This window comes from Rhizobium sp. 01N447_2 (genome assembly GCF_056399245.1).
The window spans coordinates 18418-35166 of the sequence record NZ_JBFTQY010000043.1 but is presented as its reverse complement, the minus strand read 5'-3'; the positions used below and the strand labels follow the sequence as shown (position 1 = coordinate 35166).

The window sequence follows — 16749 nt, the reverse complement described above, 5'->3', positions numbered from 1 at the left end:
CTTGTAGGTCGGGCATCGTGCGTGGGGGCTTTCTTGTGGCACTCGCGTAGCTGACGCGCACGTGCACGCATCCAGAGTAAATGGGTGTTTATGGCCGGCTCTTTGTCAGCTCGCGGCGGGCGCAGCTTCTGCGTCAAAGGCTTGGCCTCGGGTATTGTTGCGCCGGGCTTGATACGGGCGCTGGTGGCCTTGCGGGAGACCACGGATTAACGCCGGGTACTGACAAAGCCGCGTCTATGGTCGATCGGTTTGTTTGCGTGGCTGCTGTAGGCTCGGGCTGTCAGCTATGAACGGAGAAGATGATATCTGTAAGGTTTCTTCCTTCATCCCCTTTGCCTTCCAAGCCCCTGTCGCTAGAGCACTGGGCTAGGCGTCATGCTTGGCCTTAAGCTAGCTATGGAAGGGTTCGTTCCCTACTGCTCTATCAGGGAGCTTTGAACCCTACACTCAAGAGCAGGGGTCTTATTGCTTACCGCTATCATTGGTGTCTTTGGAGCTTATCATCAAGAGTGTCACTTTCGATCGCGAGTGAGGGCGCGGTCCCTGAACTAGCAGCGGACTTGGAAATCTATTCGTCCGCGCTTTGCTCCAGCCCGACGTTCGAGGCCAATGGCGATTTGCCGACTCGCGGCGCGCTGCTGCTGCGTGTTGTGGCGTTGGTGGTGCATGGGTTTGGCGGGAGATAGGATGTGCTTCAACGACTCCCTACGGCTCGCTCTGTGCCCGTCTCTATGTGATCTGCTGGGCCAGCGAAGGAGCAGCGTTGTGCTGGTTCGCGGTAGTCGCGGGGTCGCAGTGTCGAATAGGAGAAGTACGGACGGCCTGATCGTATGTCCTAAAAAGGGGTCTTATTTCTCAGTACCAAGAGAGTCGGTTTTGGTCGAACGCTTGATAGCGAGGTTTTTAGATCAGATGCACTAGCGCGCCTAGGCTCTGCATTTGTGCCTACCCACAAGAGTGTCGGAATTGATCCGTATGCATCCAGACCGGCGCTCTTATCTCCTTTGCTAAGATACTGGAGAGTGCGTCATACCTCCATAAGAGGCGTCTTATTCATTTCGGGTGGAGCTTCGAAGCAATCCTCCCTCCAGCCCTCAACCGCCCACTGCTGATAGGACGGAAACTGTGCTACACCTTTTAAGATGAAACCTAAGACCTCGACCAGCGCCGGTTGGCACACCAGGATCATGGGTCCTCTCGTGTTCGTCGGTGCGGCTACAGCCGGCTTGGCTGCCTTTCTCACCAACGTTGGCAACATACAGGGATCGCTTGAGGGGCTTTGGAAGCAACCCCCGGTCCTCATTGCAGAACTCAGTTTGAGGGATGTCGAAGTAGGCCGTCTTGCTAATTCTCCCAATCAGGTCGTTGCAATGGGTGTGGTGGAGAACAAGAATGGTGGAGCGGCTGAGGGATGTGTTGCTGAACTGGAAATAAAACACTTAACTACCAATTCCGAGGAGTACTACGAACTAAGCGGCGCAAAGCAAAATTCAATTTCCGGGACTTATAATGACAGCTTCGTAATTCCAAACGGGTCGCGTTCTTTGAAGTTTTCATCGGCATTTACATATGACCTGAAAACCGTCTCAACAAAAAAATACACTGGCAAGATTAGGATTAGCTGCAACAAAACAATAACGAACTACGTTCCCGTAGATCTGTTCTTTTTATTGCAGGAGGAGGAAGAGTTTATCCACGGCTGACCAAATTAGACGTTTTGCGAAGCTCACTTTATGGGAAGGCAGACTTGTTATTTAAGGCTAAGATTTTGGCCTTCGAGCACTCTAAACCAGTGACGTATTGACATCTGAAGCCGGTCCACTTCGTCGTCCGCGAGTACTCCGCAATGCGCAATCGTGCCTCGCAGCATGTTCAATCCATGCAACGCGCGGTTCATCGAATCTACACTTCGCAGCATCCCCGCAAAGTCCGACCAATTAGCACGCATAACGTCTGCCAGACGCCTCGAATAGGTGACGTCCCAATATTAGCCCGGCTACTTTCCGTCCTTGCGGAAAGCCGCATACGCCATGGCTGCTGCATCAGCCAGATTAGTTTCCGGCGCGTTTTCACATATCTTGCGGACAGCGCCACGTATTCCTTCGGCGTCGGTACTTTGCCCTACCATGTGAGAAGATGTCGCGTAATTGAKACCGGTCCAAAAGCCCCAAAGCCAACCGCTGCCTTCATTCACAGTGCTTGGTGTTGACAGCCAGTATGCGCAGCTTCGCAAACCTATGCCTATCAGGAATGTATTCTCGGAACGAGCTGGCGTCCCAACCGCCACTAAAAGGATGCCAAGTGCTGCCCATGTTTTCTGCATAGCGTTTACTGCCACCCTCTATTAGCTCAACGGTTTCAAGAGAACGGACCGGTCTATTCCCTCTCCCGCTCGATAACCCCCAGCAAGGTGTAAAGCAAATCATCAGCCAGCTTTTCGGACGTCATCTCACGTTTAGTGCCCCCAGTGCTGTCAACGTATGAAGTGGCCCCTTCTCGGACCAGCAGATACGGTATCTTCACGGATTTTTTGAGCACCGCTTTCTCGAACGACGCATAAAAGCCTGGCATCTTCGGAAAGCCCTTGAAATACTTTGCCTCTAAATAAACGTTCTCAATAGAGTTCGAGTATTGTGGTGACCATGAAATGATCAAATGCACGCCACGCGCACCGCTTACAATCGCGAAATCACCTTTGTCTACGAATTTTATTCCGAGGTTCGGCATCTCGACGGCGCGTTCCGCAATGGTACTTTTCACCGTCTTGAAAGCGGCACGCGCTGCATTGACCCCTTTATCGCTTCTAAGGAATTGTTCTTGTAATTCCTTAAGCGCCTCAGACCTTTGGTGGCGAGCAGCCCTATCTACAAAAGTCTCCTCGCGAAAGTTAGCGCCTAGTTCTGTGGCGCGCGCCTCAATCACGGCCGCCGCACCTTGAGAACCCCAGCGCTCTAAATCGACGTACAATCGCGTTTTAGGAACCCATGCGGGCATTGTCCGCTTTGCCTCAGTGGGGATGAAGACTGTGAAATCCCATCCGTCTTGCAAAGATCGGTTCTTGATCGCACCCATCTCCACGCGGGTCCAGGGAGTTTGGCCCCAGGTTTCTCGATAGAGCACGACGACTAGTCGCGCCTTTTGTGCATAAACCTCGCTAAATGCCTCCTGACCGTCTCGACCGGCAATCTCTTTCTGCCGTTCTGAATATATGAATGTTTTCAGACGATCGGACAGTAAGTCGTTTAGTTCCGTCGCGATGGCTTCATCTTGAGCGGCAAAAGAAAAGGCGACATCGTACTCGAAGTTCTCAACCATCAGATTAGCGTATTATGCAAATATACGCTCGCAAGGCGCTTTCGTAAGCCTCGGATGGATATCCACAGGTTGTAGAGCACCTGCCTACCTTGCAATGCCTACATCTATGCGATTGCGCTTGCCTACTATTTGAACTGGAAGCCTTCGAGGCGCTCATCGCCCGCCGTTTATTTCCCTTGTCTTCCAAAATAATAAGAATTGTCTGACACAGCGCGCGCCAAAGCCACCCGCCTCAGCCTACGCTGATCTGAACCCGCAGCGCGCCTCCCCACATGACGCGCTGCGTTCTGCTATGCTACTGCCGCTTTATGCGTCTGTCAGCTGCTCGGCCTTTGGCACGCTGTCGGCCATCCCTTTGAGGTCGAGCTTTGAGATAGCCTCAAGCATCTCGGTTGTTTCCGCATGATGATATCCAGCTGCGTCACTTTCAGCAGCGTGGCCTTGAATCACATCAACCAAGCGGATGTTGCACTTCGAGACGCGCGGAAGCTCCGACTTAAACCAATGCCTGAACGAATGCGTCGGTCCCTTACGCTTGTCGGTGATACCCAATCCGCGTACCCAAGTGCCTACCCGATTACTGACACCCTTCGAAGGGTGCTTCTGATCGTCTCGCAGCTGGATTGCCGCCTTGCCCTTGCTGCCGCCGTAGAACAACGGGCCCTTGCCGCGTGTCTTTACGAACTCAAGGAAGCCATCTGCAATGAGGTCAGGGTGTAGTGGTACAATCCTCTCCGATCCTTCGTTCTTAAGCGACCCGCCGTCCGGTGCGGTGGTGATATTGAGACAGGGGTTACCAGCATCATCGGTGATGACCATGGTTGCCCAAAGCTGCGCTATCTCTGCGACACGCGAGCCTGTCTGGGCTTGGAGCCACGGTATCCAACGGAGGTGCGCAAGCGTTTCCTTACGCGCGGCACTGAGTATAAGCGCCACCTCGGGGCGGGTGAAAGGCAAACGCCTTGTCCCTGCCACGGCCTTCTGTGGTGCCTTCACGCCTTCGAAGGGATTGCGGTTGATACCGGTCGTCTCGCTGTCTCTGAGACCGAAGCGATATAGCGTGTTGAGCGCGGCGAGGTAGGTTGTCGAGATCTTCTTAAGGCCTTCAGCTATAAGCGCGTCCTTCCAGCGCAGGGCGTCGGCACGCTCAACCCGGTGCGGATCATCGTGCCCTACGAACTTCGTAAAGCGCGCCAAGTAGCCGCGCCATGTCGAAATCGTAGAAGCAGCGCGCTTGTCCGCCGCCTTCCAGCGGTCGAAGAGATCGTCGAAGGTCTTGACGTACTCATCGGTCGAGCGCCGCGCGGCGGTGGTCTTGGCTTTCCATTGCGGGTATTGCGCCGCGTAAGGGTCGGTCGCGTAGTTTCCGTGGCTGCGCTGCGCGAGCGTTTCCGCCACCCGCCTCAAGGTCGCCGGTAGCCCTTCGACCAGATCCCGATAGGACTTCTCTGACAGCACCAAGGCGCGGGCGGACAGGAAAGCGTCAAGGTCGACGATGCGGCTAACACGTGCGACGGCGGCGGCTCTGCCCTGGGGCGTCAGCGTTCGAATGCCCTCTTCGGCGTCGGTGATCATGTCCTGCCACTCGGAAAGCTCGCTCCACTCCTCGACCCCATCGTCCACGACAATCTTATGGCGCGCCGGGGGATCGGCCTCATACTGGGCAAGGAGTGCTTTGTGGATCTCGCCCAACAAAGAGGTGATATCCATATGGGAAAGATCTTCAGGCCCGCGCTGCGCTGCATCTAGGAATGCTTCGACATGGCCTAAGGCTGCGGCATGACGAACTTTAGCCAGTCGCGAGACGGGAGCGCCGAGGGAAAAGGTGATCATATCGCCTAGCGTGACCGTGACCATGTAGGTGGCGCTGTCCGGTGCGGTCGTTTCGGGAAGGTAGATCGAGAGCTTTTTGCCGCGCAAAAGGGGCAGGAGAGCGGTAGGCACGCGCTTCTTAAATTGCTCGTTCTTCGTGCCAGCGCGCTTCATCGGTCGGGAGATCCGCATTACCATTGTGGGGCGCTCCTGTGTGACAGTGAGGAGCAGTCAACCCCTTGAAATGCTATTATAATAACGATTTCAAGGGGGACTAAAACGGATGGTGCCCAGAAGAGGACTCGAACCTCCACACCCTTTCGGGTACCAGCACCTGAAGCTGGCGCGTCTACCAATTCCGCCATCTGGGCGACGGAGAGCGATGTAAGGGGGTGGCCCCTGACTGTCAACTGGGTTTTTGAAGTTTTTCTGACAGTTGGCGAAAAAGCAGCCGATCACATGCAAGGGAGCGCCGAAGGGTCGGCATAGCGCTCCGGTTGGCACGCCCTATATAGAGGAAATATCGAAAGGAATGCATCATGCTTGCTCCCCGCACGCTTCTGCTCGCTGGCCTTCTCGCCATTCTCACGCCCGCCATCGCCGGGGCCGATTCGCTGAAGCTGGGCAAGCCGGGGGTCGGGCCGCTCAATACGGGGTCGACGCTCTGCGATTTTCGCGGCTGCTTCGGGTTCGGGCCGCAGCAATGGCATCGTCCCGCCTATGTCCAGCCGAACTACCGTCCGCGCGGCGCGGGGCCAACCTATTACCGGCCGGGCGCTGCCGGGCCGCCGCAGCTGACCTATGATCCGCCGCCGGTGCAAAGGGTGCAGCCGAAGGCGCGCGACATGAACAGCCATGCCGCCTGGTGCAGCAACGAGTACCGCTCCTACAATCCGAGGACGGATCGTTTCCTCACCTATGAGGGCATCTACAAGACCTGCCGCTCGCCCTATCGCTGATCGTCGTGATCAGCTTTCGAGCGAGGCGCGGTCGACGTGGCCGAGATCGCGGCCGGGCTCGACGATGTCGCGGACCCGCTGTTTCAGCTCCCTCGGTCCGGGAAAACCGCCGTCGCGCTTGCGCTCCCAGATCAGATCGCCATTGACGCGGATCTCGAAATTGCCGCCGGTGGCGGGGATCAGCGCCACTTCGCCGAGGCTGTCGGAAAAAGTATGCAGCAGCTCCTGCGCCATCCAGCTGGCGCGCAGCAGCCAGTTGCACTGGGTGCAGTAGAGGATCGTGACGCGGGCTTTTTCGGTCATGGCGATATCCTTTCGTTTGCTGAGATTTAAGCCCTGTGGCGCGTGCGCGCAATCGCCCTCGCAGAGGATGATGCCGAAAAGTGTAAGCGGTTTTCGGGCGACATCATGCTCTAACTATTTAATTAAGAACAGGATTCAGATTTTTGGCCGAACCGGCCTAAAGCCTGAATCCTGTTCTGGCGTCTTGCGCGCCGCCCTCCGGCATGGTCTCTTCCCGTGGTCGGCCATACCAGGAAGAGCCTATGCGCGTCGCAGTCATCGAAAACATGCGGAATACCGGCCTCGGCGCGCTTGCCGCCGCTCTCGACGAGGCCGGCGCGGAGATCGAGTGGTTCCGGGTGTGGCAGGACGGCATCCTGCCGAAAGATATATCCGGCCATGACGCGCTGGTCGTTCTCGGCGGTGAGCAGAGCGCGCTGGATGACGAAACCCACCCCTACTTGCCGGAGCTCGTCCGGCTCACGCGCCGCTTCGGCGATGCCGGCAAGGCCGTGCTCGGCATCTGCCTCGGCAGCCAGATCCTCGCCCGCGCCTATGGCGCCGACAATCACTTAGGGATCGCTCGGGAATTCGGCTGGCACGGGATCGGCGTCACCGCCGAGGGCCGGGCCGATCCGCTGCTGTCGGCGCTTGGCGGCGAGTTCACCATCTTCGAATGGCATGCCGATACGTTTTCGCTGCCCGAAGGCGCGGTGCGCCTCGCCTCGAGCCTTGTCGCCGAAAACCAGGCCTTCCGCATCGGCCGCGCCGTCTATGGCACCCAGTTCCATTTCGAGGCCAATTCAGCGGTCGTCGCGCAATGGAAAGCCGAATTCCCCGATACGATTGCGCGCATCGCGCCGGGCTGGCTGGAGAACCATGCCGAGCTGGCGGCAAGGCATGCCGGAGCCGCCGATGCTGCAGGCCTTGCCATCGCGCGTGCCTGGGTCAGCCTGATCGAGAGGCAAGAGGTTGAAATGCTGTCGCAGGCCTCGGCGTGAGAGGCGGTGCGATGCCGGCCAGCGAACGCGAAAAGATGGCGGCAGGCGAATGGTATTGCTGCCTCGATGATGAACTCGATCTCTTGCGCCAGCAGGCGCGCGTAGCCGTCCATGCGCACAATACGCTGCCGCCGGATGAGCGCGGCGCGATGGCGCCAGCCCTGAAGGCGCTCTTTGCTCAGGCTGCGCCTAATGTCTTCATCGAGGCGCCGTTTCACTGCTCCTACGGCATCAATATCACTCTCGGCGAACGCGTCTATTTCAATGCCGGCTGCACCATTCTCGATTCCGGCAGGGTGACGATCGGCGACCGCAGCATGTTCGGCCCCGGCGTGCAGATCTATTGCGCCGAGCATCACAAGGAGCCGGCACTGCGCAGCACCGGCATCGAGATCGCCCGACCTGTCACCATCGGCAGCGATGTCTGGATCGGCGGCTGCGCCATCATCCTCGGCGGCGTCACGATCGGCGACGGCGCAATTGTCGGCGCCGGTGCGGTGGTGACCAGGGATGTGCCGGCCGGCGCAACCGTGGTCGGCAATCCAGCCCGCATCCGCTAGAGCAATTCCAGCAAAAGTGCGTAGCGGTTTTGCGTCCGGAATTGCGTGAAAACAAAGAGATAGAGCATTTCCGTGATTCGGAGAAAAAGGGAAATGCTCTAACGCCGGCAAGGCCGGCCATTCCGCGATGATCTTGCCATCTCGACAGCGGCGAAAGTTCCGCTAGATCAGAAGACGAAACGGGAGGACATCATGAGCGTGCGAACCTTACCCACGGAAGGCGGCTGCCGTTGCGGCCGGGTGCGATTGAAGATCAGCGCCCCACCGCTGCTCACCATGGCCTGTCATTGCACAGGGTGCCAGAAGATGACATCAAGCGCCTATTCGCTGAGTGCGGCTATCCCGAGCGAAGGCTTCGAGGTGACGCAGGGCGAGCCGGTGATCGGCGGCCTGCATGGTGCCACGAAGCATTATTTCTGCCCGCATTGCATGAGCTGGATGTTCACCCGGCCGGAAGGCATGGACTGGTTCGTCAATCTGCGCGCGACCATGCTCGACGATCCGAGCTGGTTCACGCCCTTCATCGAGACCTGGACGAGCGAGAAGCTGTCCTTCGCCGAGACCGGCGCGGTGTACAGCTACGAGGCGCTGCCCGAGATGGAGGCCTATGAGGGGCTGGTGAAGGAGTATATGGGCAGCGGATGAGGCTCAGAAGCCCTGGAAGAGAAAGTCGACGGCAGCGATAATGCGATCGCTGTCGGCGGTAAGATCCGCCACCACTTTTCCAATTTCCGCGGTCGGGACCGATGCCATGCGCTGGGTGGCCATGACATAGGTTTCACTCTCAATAGGAAAGCGTGGGTTCAGTCGCGAGATCGACCAGCTCAGTTCCTGTACTGGATGCAACGGAACCATGACGCGCGAAGGCAGATCGTCAAGCAGATTGGCCTGAAGATCGATGGCCAGGAGATTTCCGCTTTTGAGGTGATAGACGTGAAGGCGTGCCACCAGAGCATTCCAGGAAAAGTGCGAAGCGGTTTTCCGTCAGGAATTGCGTAAAAGCAAAACTTAGAGCGGTTCTACGCTTCCGTGAACGTTGAACCGCTCTAAAACTGACGGTATTTGGCGAAGGGCAAGCCGTGCTTTTCAACATATTCGTTTTCCAGACGGATAGCCTCGGCGTTCTCGATACGCCAAAGCCGCTCGCGCTCCGCCTTTATGGCCTTTGCAATGCCATCTTCCGCCGCCCGGGAAATGTTGATCTGGAGCTCGCGCGCCTGGGAGACGAGACCTTCGTCAAGAGACAGGTTCGCTGCTTTTCTTGGCTGCTGAGCCATAACGATCTCCTCAACTTTATGCGCACATTGTATGCGCATAAGATGGCGTTGAGAAGCGTTATTCGTCGCCCATCTTCAATGCCGCGATGAAGGCTTCCTGGGGAATCTCCACCTTGCCGAACTGGCGCATGCGCTTCTTGCCGGCCTTCTGCTTGTCGAGCAGCTTGCGCTTGCGGGTGGCGTCGCCGCCGTAGCATTTCGCGGTCACGTCCTTGCGCAGCGCCKAGATCGTCTCGCGGGCAATGACGTTGCCGCCGATTGCGGCCTGGATCGGGATCTTGAACATGTGCTTCGGGATCAGCTCCTTGAGCTTCTCGCACATGTCGCGGCCGCGCTTTTCGGCAGCCGTCCGGTGCACCATCATCGACAGCGCGTCGACCGGTTCGCCGTTGACGAGGATCGACATCTTCACGAGGTTGCCCTCGCGGTGGTCGGTCAGCGTGTAGTCGAAGGAGGCATAGCCCTTCGAGATCGACTTCAGCCGGTCGTAGAAATCGAACACGACTTCGTTGAGCGGCAGGTCGTAGGTCAGCATCGCGCGCGTGCCGACATAGGTGAGTTCGATCTGAATGCCGCGCCGGTCCTGGCAGAGCTTCAGGATGCTGCCGAGATAATCGTCGGGCGTCAGGATCGTCGCGCGGATCCACGGTTCATGGATTTCCGAGATCTTGACGACATCGGGCATGTCGGCCGGGTTGTGCAGCTCGCGCTCCGTGCCGTCGGTCATGTACATCTTGTAGACGACCGACGGTGCGGTGGCGATGAGGTCGAGGTCGAACTCGCGCTCCAGCCGTTCCTGGATGATTTCGAGATGCAGCAGGCCGAGGAAACCGCAGCGGAAACCGAAACCGAGAGCCGCCGACGATTCCATCTCGAAGGAGAAGGAGGCGTCGTTGAGGCGAAGCTTGCCCATGGCGGCGCGCAGATCCTCGAAATCGGCGGCATCGACCGGGAAGAGGCCGCAGAACACCACCGGCTGCGCCGGCTTGAAGCCCGGCAGCGCCTGGGCCGTCGGCCGCTTGTCTTCGGTGATCGTATCGCCGACGCGGGTATCGGCCACTTCCTTGATCGAGGCGGTGATGAAGCCGATCTCGCCGGGGCCGAGGCGGTCGATGTTGACCATCTTCGGCGTCAGCACGCCGACGCGCTCCACCTGGTATTTTGCATCGGTGCCCATCATCCGCACCGTCTGGCCCTTGGTCAGCACGCCGTCGATGACGCGGACCAGAACCATGACGCCGAGATAGGCGTCGTACCAGCTGTCGACGAGCAGCGCCTTCAGCGGCGCCTTTTCGCCGCCGGGACTCTTCGGCGCCGGCAGCTTGTGGACGATCGCTTCCAGCACATCGGGAATGCCAAGGCCGGTCTTTGCCGAAATCAGCACCGCCTCCGAAGCGTCGATGCCGATCACTTCCTCGATCTGTTCCTTGATGCGGTCGGGTTCGGCCGCCGGCAGGTCGATCTTGTTGAGGACGGTGACGATCTCGTGATTGTTGTCGATCGCCTGGTAGACGTTGGCGAGCGTCTGCGCTTCGACGCCCTGGCTGGCGTCGACGACAAGCAGCGAACCCTCACAGGCCGACAGCGACCGTGAGACTTCATAGGCGAAGTCGACATGGCCGGGCGTGTCGATCAGGTTGAGAATGTATTTCTCGCCGTTGTTCGCCTGGTAATGCAGGCGCACGGTCTGGGCCTTGATGGTGATGCCGCGCTCGCGCTCGATATCCATATTGTCGAGCACCTGCTCGGACATTTCGCGCTCGGCAAGGCCGCCCGTCGTCTGGATCAGGCGGTCGGCCAGCGTCGATTTGCCGTGGTCGATATGGGCCACGATCGAAAAGTTGCGGATATGGGACAGCGGAGTGGTGGAATTGGTGCTCATGCGCGCCATATAGCAGCGCCGCCCCCTGCCGCAAAGCGGTAATTATCCCGCTGTTTACGCTATTTCGTCCTGTGTCGGTCGCCTATCAGACCGGCCACGTCTCCAGCCGCCAGGCGGAATCCCAGAACATCCATTCATATTGCGAGGCGCGCACGAAGACATCGGTCATCTGCGCCCGTTCCACCGGCGATGCGGTGCGCGCGGCGATGTCGGTCAGCGCGATCACCTCACGGGCACCGGCGGCAAATTGCGGATCGCCATAGGTGTTGATCCAGGCCTGGAAGGCATTGCCCTCGATAACAGGCCGGTTCTTGATCGCTTCGCCGACGTGCCAGTAAATCCAGAAGCAGGGAAGGATGGAGGACAGCGCCACCGCGTAGGAACTGTGATAGGCGGTGGCAAGCAGGAAGTTCGTATAGGCAAAGCCGGCAGGCGAGGGTTCGGCTGATGTGACGTCCGCAGACGTGATGCCGAACTGGGTGAGGAAGCCGGCATGCAGGCCCTGCTCGACGGTGATCGCCTTCTGCGCCGAACCGAGGAAACGCAGGACCTGCGCATTGTCGGGCGCCTTGGCCGCGACGATCGCAAGGCATCGCGCATAATGCTTCAGGTAGAGCGCATCCTGCAGGATGTAGTGCCGGAACACCTCGGGCGGCAGCGTGCCGTCCGAAAGGCGCTGCAGCAGCGGCAAGACCTCGATTTCGGCCATGATCGGAGCGATCCTGTCCCAGGCGGCAGCCGTGAAGCTTCCCGTCGTGTCCGTGCTCTGCGTGCTGGCGTCCATCACTCTCTCCTCGGATTACGCCGCCATATATGGACGGCGCAGCGGCGAAAGCAAGGCGCGTTTGGCCGCTTTTCATAGGCACTTGATTCCATCATCGGATAATGTATTTCTCTTATAGTGGAATCACGGGGCTGGAAAATGGAACCGGAACTCGAACAGGCGATCGGCATCCGCATTCGCACGCTGCGGCAGGAAAAGGCTCTGACGCTCGATGATCTTGCTGCGGCTTCCGGCGTCAGCCGGGCGATGATCTCGCGCATTGAGCGGGCGGAGGCGAGCCCGACCGCCTCGCTGCTGGCAAGGATCTGCGCCGCGCTCGGCCTGTCGCTGTCGGCCTTCTTTGCGGAGGAGGGGCAGGCCTCGCCGCTCGCCCGGAGGCAGGAACAGCAGGTCTGGCGCGATCCGGAGACCGGTTATCTCAGGCGGTCTGTTTCACCCCCGGGCACCGCTTCCGATGTCGATATCGTCGAGGTTGAATTCCCGGCCGGCGCCCGCGTCAGCTTCCCCTCGCATGCGAGCGCCCATGGCATGACGCAGCATATTTGGCTGTTCGACGGCGAGCTGGAGATGACGGCGGGTGAGACCGTCTACCGGCTGCGCCCGGGCGATTGCCTCTTCATGCCGGTCGGCGAGGGTCACGTCTTCCACAATCCCGGCGACGCGCCGGCGCGCTATTGCGTCGTGCTCGATCGCGGCGGCCGATAACAGCTTTCATTTCAGGAGAACAGCATGCCTGCCATTCGTACCCTTTCCGCCGAGGAGGCCCGCGCCGCCATTCCAGCCCTTTCGCAGGTGCTTGTCGATTGCGTCGCTGGCGGTGCCTCCGTCGGCTTCATGCAGCCCTATGGGCCTGAAGATGCCGAGCCCTACTGGCGCGATGTCGCCGATGCCGTTGCAACGGGCGGCAACTTGCTGCTGGTCGCTGAACTCGACGGCAGGATCGTCGGCACGGTGCAGGTGGGTGCCGCGCAGATGCCGAACCAGCCGCATCGCGGCGATCTGAAGAAGCTGCTGGTGCATCGCTCGGCCCGCGGCAGGGGGCTAGCCCGGCTGCTGATGGATGCCGCCGAACGCGAGGCGGCAAGCCGCGGCAAGACCCTGCTCGTGCTCGACACGGCAACCGGCAGCGATGCCGAGGCGATCTATCCGCGCTTGGGCTGGCAGCGCGTCGGCGTCATCCCCGACTATGCGCTGTGGCCGGAAGGCGGTTTCTGCGCCACCACCCTGTTTTACAAACGGCTCGCCTGATTGCGCCGGTCCCGCTCAGGCCGGCCTGGCGAAGACAGGAAGCGCGCCGCCAAGCGTCGTGCCCGCCGTCCATTGCGCGGCATTCCAGCCGAATTGTCGCGCCGCTTCGATATTTTCGGCCATATCGTCGATGAAGGCGATTTCGCCGGGCAGCACGCCGGCCCGCTCGGTCGCCATCCGGAAGAAATCGGGAGAAGGCTTGCTGTGCCCGAGTGCTGCGGAATAGATGATGTCGTCGAAATGCGCGTTAAGGCCGATCTGCTCCATCAGGTAGCGTGCCCGCCTATGTTCCTGGTTGGTCGCCAGCAAGAGGGTGATGCCGCTTTGCCTGAGAGCGGCGAGTTCTTCGAGCAGATTGCGGTCGAGGCGGGAATCGTTTTCGAACCAGTAGTCGATCAGTGTTTCGGCGCTGAGATGGGGCGCGATCTTTGCCAGAACGTCAGCGAGCCTCGGCTCCAGCGCCTCGCGGCCGATGATGATATCGCGCCAGTGGGTCTGAAAGAATTCCTGCTGCAGCAGGTCGACCCGCAGCCCGAGATCACGCTCGAGGTAGGTGAAGAGAGGCAGGCCGTCGGCGGGACGACCATGAATGAGCACGCCGTCGACATCGACCATCAGCACTTTCATGCAGAAAATTTCCTGGTTCTCAAAACAGCGGCGAAGGTGGCGTCATTATTCCAGACGATCAAGAGCCCGCGCCGCTTTTTTGTCAGGGCCGAGCCGTGTAAATCTCCATTGTCAATCAAGGGCAGGATCTGAAATGCGCGTCATCTATTCCGAGGATCACAAGCTGCGCGATGCCAGGACCGAGCTGCACGCTGGCCAGCTGGTGACGCCCTTCGAGGCGCCGTTTCGCGCCGAATGGATCCTGGCGGCGGTCAAGCAGGCGGGTTTTGCCGATGTCGTGGCACCGGATGCGCATGGACTGGAAACGGCTCGAAAAGTGCATGATCCCGCCTATTTGGATTTTCTCGCCACCGTCTGGGACCGCTGGGTGGCGGCCGGTTTTACAGGAGAGGCGATCGCCAATTCCTTTGCCGTTCGCCGCACCAGCCAGCGCGTGCCCGACAATATCGTCGGCGCGATCGGCCACTACGCCAATGCCGCCGATACTTCGATCACCAAGGGCTCCTACGAGGCGGCGATCGCTTCGATGCGCTGCGCGATCACAGGCGTCGACTGGCTGAATGCCGGCAATCGCTTCGCCTTCGCGCTCTGCCGCCCGCCCGGCCACCATGCCGGCATCGATCTCTTCGGCGGTTACTGCTTCATCAACAATTCGGGCGTCGCGGCGCAGCGGCTGCTCGACCATGGTGCGAGGAAAGTCGCCGTGCTGGATGTCGATTTCCACCATGGCAACGGCACGCAGGATCTCTTCTATCACAGAGGCGATGTCTTCACCGCCTCGCTGCATGGCGATCCCATGCAGGCCTTTCCCTATTTCCTCGGCCATGCCGACGAGGAAGGCGAGGGGGAGGGTGCAGGTAGCAACCGCAACTATCCGATGCTGCCGGGCACGCCTTGGGATGTCTGGTCTTCGGCCCTTGCCGATGCGCTGGCCCGCATCAAGGCCTTCGGCGCCGAGGCGATCGTCGTGGCACTCGGCGTCGATACTTTCGAGCGCGATCCGATCTCCTTCTTCAGCCTCACCTCCGACGATTTTACCCGCATGGGCGCGATGATAGCAGCCGCCGGCCTGCCGGTGCTCGCCTGCATGGAGGGCGGCTACGGCGTGCCGGAGATCGGCCTCAACGTCGCCAATGTCCTCAAGGGTCTGGAAGCCTGATCCTTGCCGATGACCGACGAGACCGTTCCATCCGATATCCCGACATCACGCATGCTGAGCTGGGCGCGCAACTCCGCTATCTATCGCCTGGAKCGGCGGATGATGACGGAAAAGCAGCTGTTTGACGCCATCACCCGCAAGGCGAAGGAGAAATTCGAGGATATCAGCGCGGCGCAACTCAAGGCCATCGCCGATTTCGCCGTCAAATTTGCCTCTGACAACAAGGTGCTCGACGACAGCGCCTATGCGGAGATCAGCACGCGTTCGGCCGTGCGCGGCGGTAAATCGAAGCGCGCGATCGCCCAGAAGCTTGCTGCCAAGGGCGTCTCCAGCGACAAGGTCGAGGCGGCGCTTGAAGAGGCAGACGATCTCTATGCGGCAGCGATATTTGCCCGCAAGCGCGCCTTCGGCCCCTTCCGCCGGGTCGAGCTCGACGAAAAGCGAAAGGCGAAAGAGCTTTCGGCTTTTGCCCGCAACGGCTTCAGCTTCGACATCGGCAGGAAGGTCTTTGAAATGAGCTTCGAAGACGCCGAAGAGGTCATCCTTGCCGGCCGTCGCTGATATTGCATCAAGGCTTTTGCTGGCTGGTTAGCGCCGATGGCTGCCCCTCACCCTAACCCTCTCCCCGTAAAAAAACGGGGAGAGGGGACGCGCCTTGCGAGAGCGAGTGGGGAACGGAGAGGGCGCGGCATGGTCCTTTCGCCCCGCCTGCGGGGAGAAGGTGCCGGCAGGCGGATGAGGGGCTGCCACCGGCGATCTCCCGCGCCGCCGGCCAATCCTTGGCATTCCTCAGCATCAGCGCTCTTGATCCCGGCATGAAAAGATTGAATTTGGTTCTCCCCCCGTCTTCGGCTTAGAACCGCGCCAGGATCGGGGGCCACATGGACATCAAGAATATCGAGACCGGGATGGATGGCGCAGCCTTGATTGCGCAGCCGGGCATATCGCCGGCTTCGGGCGGCTTGGCGGCCGGGGTCGTGATGTGCCTGATGTCGATGTCGTCGATCCAGTTCGGTGCGGCACTGTCGTCGTCAGCCATTGCGACCTATGGCGTTGCCGGCGCTACCTGGCTGCGGCTTGCTTTTGCGGCGATCATCCTTGCCGTCGTCGTCAGGCCTTCGGTGCTGCGTTATACCAGCGCCCAATGGCGGGCGACGTTGCTGCTCGGCACGACGACCGCTGCCATGACGCTCTGCTTCTTCGCGGCGATCCAGCGGCTGCCGCTCGGTCTGGCGATCGCCATCGATTTCCTCGGGCCGCTCTCGGTCGCTGTCTTCGGTTATGGCCTGACCTGGCGGCTCACCTGGCCGTTGATTGCTGCTGCCGGCATTCTCTTCCTCGCCCATGACGGCGAAGGCTGGGTCGGCAATCTCCCGGGCGTCCTCTTTGCCCTCGGCTCGGCTGTGGGATGGGCGGTCTATATCCTGCTGACGAAGAAGGTCGGCGCTGCCTTCAAGGGGCTGGAAGGTCTCTCGATGTCGCTGCTCGTTGCCGGCCTCGTCGCAACACCCTTCGGTCTGGCGGAGACGGCGGGCGCCTTCACGCTGAAGGGACTGGTCGAGGTCCTTGGCCTTGCCATCCTCGTGCCGCTGCTGCCCTATGCGCTGGAGATGGTGGCGCTGCGGCGCATGCCGGCGGCTTCCTTCGGCATCCTGATGAGCCTCGAACCGGCGATCGGCGCCCTTGCCGGCTTTCTGATCCTCGCCCAGCCGATGACCGTGCTGCAGATGCTGGGAACGGCGCTCGTCGTGGCGGCCAGCGCCGGCGCCACCGCCTCGGCGGCGAAGACCTAGAGCAATTCCAGCGAAAGTGCCCAGCGGTTTTGCGTCCGGATTGCGTGAAA

General features: G+C 60.0%; 17 protein-coding genes, 1 tRNA gene and 2 pseudogenes. 11 read left to right on the top strand and 9 right to left on the bottom strand.

The features are described 5' to 3' along the window. Positions 1–1187 precede the first annotated feature (1187 nt). Positions 1188–1703 (top strand): hypothetical protein, encoded by a 516-nt coding sequence (locus tag AC1ECN_RS24695; RefSeq protein WP_165586399.1) that lies wholly within the window; start codon positions 1188–1190, stop codon positions 1701–1703. Between the two features lie 673 nt (positions 1704–2376). Here the strand turns inward: AC1ECN_RS24695 and AC1ECN_RS24690 are convergent. The 3 genes from AC1ECN_RS24690 to AC1ECN_RS24680 form a co-directional block, all read right to left on the bottom strand. Continuing rightward, positions 2377–3315, bottom strand: coding sequence for a hypothetical protein (locus AC1ECN_RS24690; protein ID WP_130725931.1), 939 nt, complete (start codon positions 3313–3315; stop codon positions 2377–2379). Positions 3316–3621: 306 nt separating this feature from the next. Next, positions 3622–5325 carry a site-specific integrase gene (locus AC1ECN_RS24685; protein WP_164582151.1) on the bottom strand — a complete coding sequence of 568 codons (1704 nt, stop codon included), beginning with the start codon at positions 5323–5325 and terminating at the stop codon, positions 3622–3624. 86 nt (positions 5326–5411) lie between these two features. Beyond that, positions 5412–5498 (bottom strand) — tRNA-Leu (locus AC1ECN_RS24680). Positions 5499–5666: 168 nt separating this feature from the next. On the opposite strand from AC1ECN_RS24680, the gene AC1ECN_RS24675 reads away from it, so the two are divergent. Continuing rightward, positions 5667–6086 carry a BA14K family protein gene (locus AC1ECN_RS24675; protein ID WP_064653391.1) on the top strand — a complete coding sequence of 140 codons (420 nt, stop codon included), beginning with the start codon at positions 5667–5669 and terminating at the stop codon, positions 6084–6086. A gap of 9 nt (positions 6087–6095) precedes the next feature. Here AC1ECN_RS24675 and AC1ECN_RS24670 read toward each other — a convergent pair whose 3' ends face one another. Continuing rightward, positions 6096–6389 (bottom strand): Rdx family protein, encoded by a 294-nt coding sequence (locus tag AC1ECN_RS24670; protein ID WP_017966569.1) that lies wholly within the window; start codon positions 6387–6389, stop codon positions 6096–6098. A gap of 203 nt (positions 6390–6592) precedes the next feature. Between AC1ECN_RS24670 and AC1ECN_RS24665 the strand changes: the two genes are divergently transcribed. The 4 genes and pseudogenes from AC1ECN_RS24665 to AC1ECN_RS24650 all read left to right on the top strand — a co-directional run bounded on the left by AC1ECN_RS24665 (position 6593) and on the right by AC1ECN_RS24650 (position 8574). Further along, the gene (locus AC1ECN_RS24665) at positions 6593–7369 is read left to right on the top strand and encodes a type 1 glutamine amidotransferase (RefSeq protein WP_197727431.1); all 777 of its coding nucleotides are present in this window, start codon (positions 6593–6595) and stop codon (positions 7367–7369) included. Between the two features lie 11 nt (positions 7370–7380). Next, a pseudogene (locus tag AC1ECN_RS24660) lies at positions 7381–7539 on the top strand (maltose acetyltransferase domain-containing protein); the annotation flags it as partial. Between the two features lie 240 nt (positions 7540–7779). Next, positions 7780–7923, top strand: a pseudogene (locus tag AC1ECN_RS24655) (DapH/DapD/GlmU-related protein); the annotation flags it as partial. Between the two features lie 198 nt (positions 7924–8121). After that, the gene (locus AC1ECN_RS24650) at positions 8122–8574 is read left to right on the top strand and encodes a GFA family protein (protein WP_130673414.1); all 453 of its coding nucleotides are present in this window, start codon (positions 8122–8124) and stop codon (positions 8572–8574) included. Positions 8575–8577: 3 nt separating this feature from the next. Here the strand turns inward: AC1ECN_RS24650 and AC1ECN_RS24645 are convergent, their stop codons facing one another. From AC1ECN_RS24645 to tenA, 4 genes are all read right to left on the bottom strand, one after another. Continuing rightward, a complete protein-coding gene (locus tag AC1ECN_RS24645) occupies positions 8578–8877 on the bottom strand; it encodes a CcdB family protein (protein ID WP_130673415.1) in 300 nt (99 codons plus the stop codon). 98 nt (positions 8878–8975) lie between these two features. Beyond that, positions 8976–9206, bottom strand: a complete 231-nt coding sequence (locus AC1ECN_RS24640; RefSeq protein ID WP_003544591.1) for a type II toxin-antitoxin system CcdA family antitoxin — start codon at positions 9204–9206, stop codon at positions 8976–8978. Between the two features lie 58 nt (positions 9207–9264). Beyond that, positions 9265–11097 carry a translation elongation factor 4 gene (gene lepA / locus AC1ECN_RS24635; RefSeq protein ID WP_477954374.1) on the bottom strand — a complete coding sequence of 611 codons (1833 nt, stop codon included), beginning with the start codon at positions 11095–11097 and terminating at the stop codon, positions 9265–9267. Between the two features lie 76 nt (positions 11098–11173). Next, positions 11174–11872 carry a thiaminase II gene (gene tenA / locus AC1ECN_RS24630; RefSeq protein WP_026170763.1) on the bottom strand — a complete coding sequence of 233 codons (699 nt, stop codon included), beginning with the start codon at positions 11870–11872 and terminating at the stop codon, positions 11174–11176. Between the two features lie 138 nt (positions 11873–12010). On the opposite strand from tenA, the gene AC1ECN_RS24625 reads away from it, so the two are divergent. Both AC1ECN_RS24625 and AC1ECN_RS24620 read left to right on the top strand, forming a co-directional pair. Then, the gene (locus AC1ECN_RS24625; protein WP_130673416.1) at positions 12011–12577 is read left to right on the top strand and encodes a helix-turn-helix domain-containing protein; all 567 of its coding nucleotides are present in this window, start codon (positions 12011–12013) and stop codon (positions 12575–12577) included. A gap of 24 nt (positions 12578–12601) precedes the next feature. Further along, on the top strand, positions 12602–13120 hold the full coding sequence (locus AC1ECN_RS24620; protein WP_130673417.1) for a GNAT family N-acetyltransferase: 519 nt from the start codon (positions 12602–12604) through the stop codon (positions 13118–13120). Between the two features lie 15 nt (positions 13121–13135). Here the strand turns inward: AC1ECN_RS24620 and AC1ECN_RS24615 are convergent, their stop codons facing one another. After that, the gene (locus tag AC1ECN_RS24615; RefSeq protein WP_024323484.1) at positions 13136–13747 is read right to left on the bottom strand and encodes an HAD family hydrolase; all 612 of its coding nucleotides are present in this window, start codon (positions 13745–13747) and stop codon (positions 13136–13138) included. A 133-nt stretch (positions 13748–13880) separates the two neighbouring features. Between AC1ECN_RS24615 and AC1ECN_RS24610 the strand changes: the two genes are divergently transcribed. From AC1ECN_RS24610 to AC1ECN_RS24600, 3 genes are all read left to right on the top strand, one after another. Next, on the top strand, positions 13881–14906 hold the full coding sequence (locus tag AC1ECN_RS24610) for a histone deacetylase family protein (RefSeq protein WP_130673418.1): 1026 nt from the start codon (positions 13881–13883) through the stop codon (positions 14904–14906). A 9-nt stretch (positions 14907–14915) separates the two neighbouring features. Then, positions 14916–15467, top strand: coding sequence for a recombination regulator RecX (gene recX, locus AC1ECN_RS24605; protein ID WP_477954370.1), 552 nt, complete (start codon positions 14916–14918; stop codon positions 15465–15467). A gap of 320 nt (positions 15468–15787) precedes the next feature. Continuing rightward, on the top strand, positions 15788–16699 hold the full coding sequence (locus AC1ECN_RS24600) for an EamA family transporter (protein ID WP_130673420.1): 912 nt from the start codon (positions 15788–15790) through the stop codon (positions 16697–16699). Positions 16700–16749 lie beyond the last annotated feature (50 nt).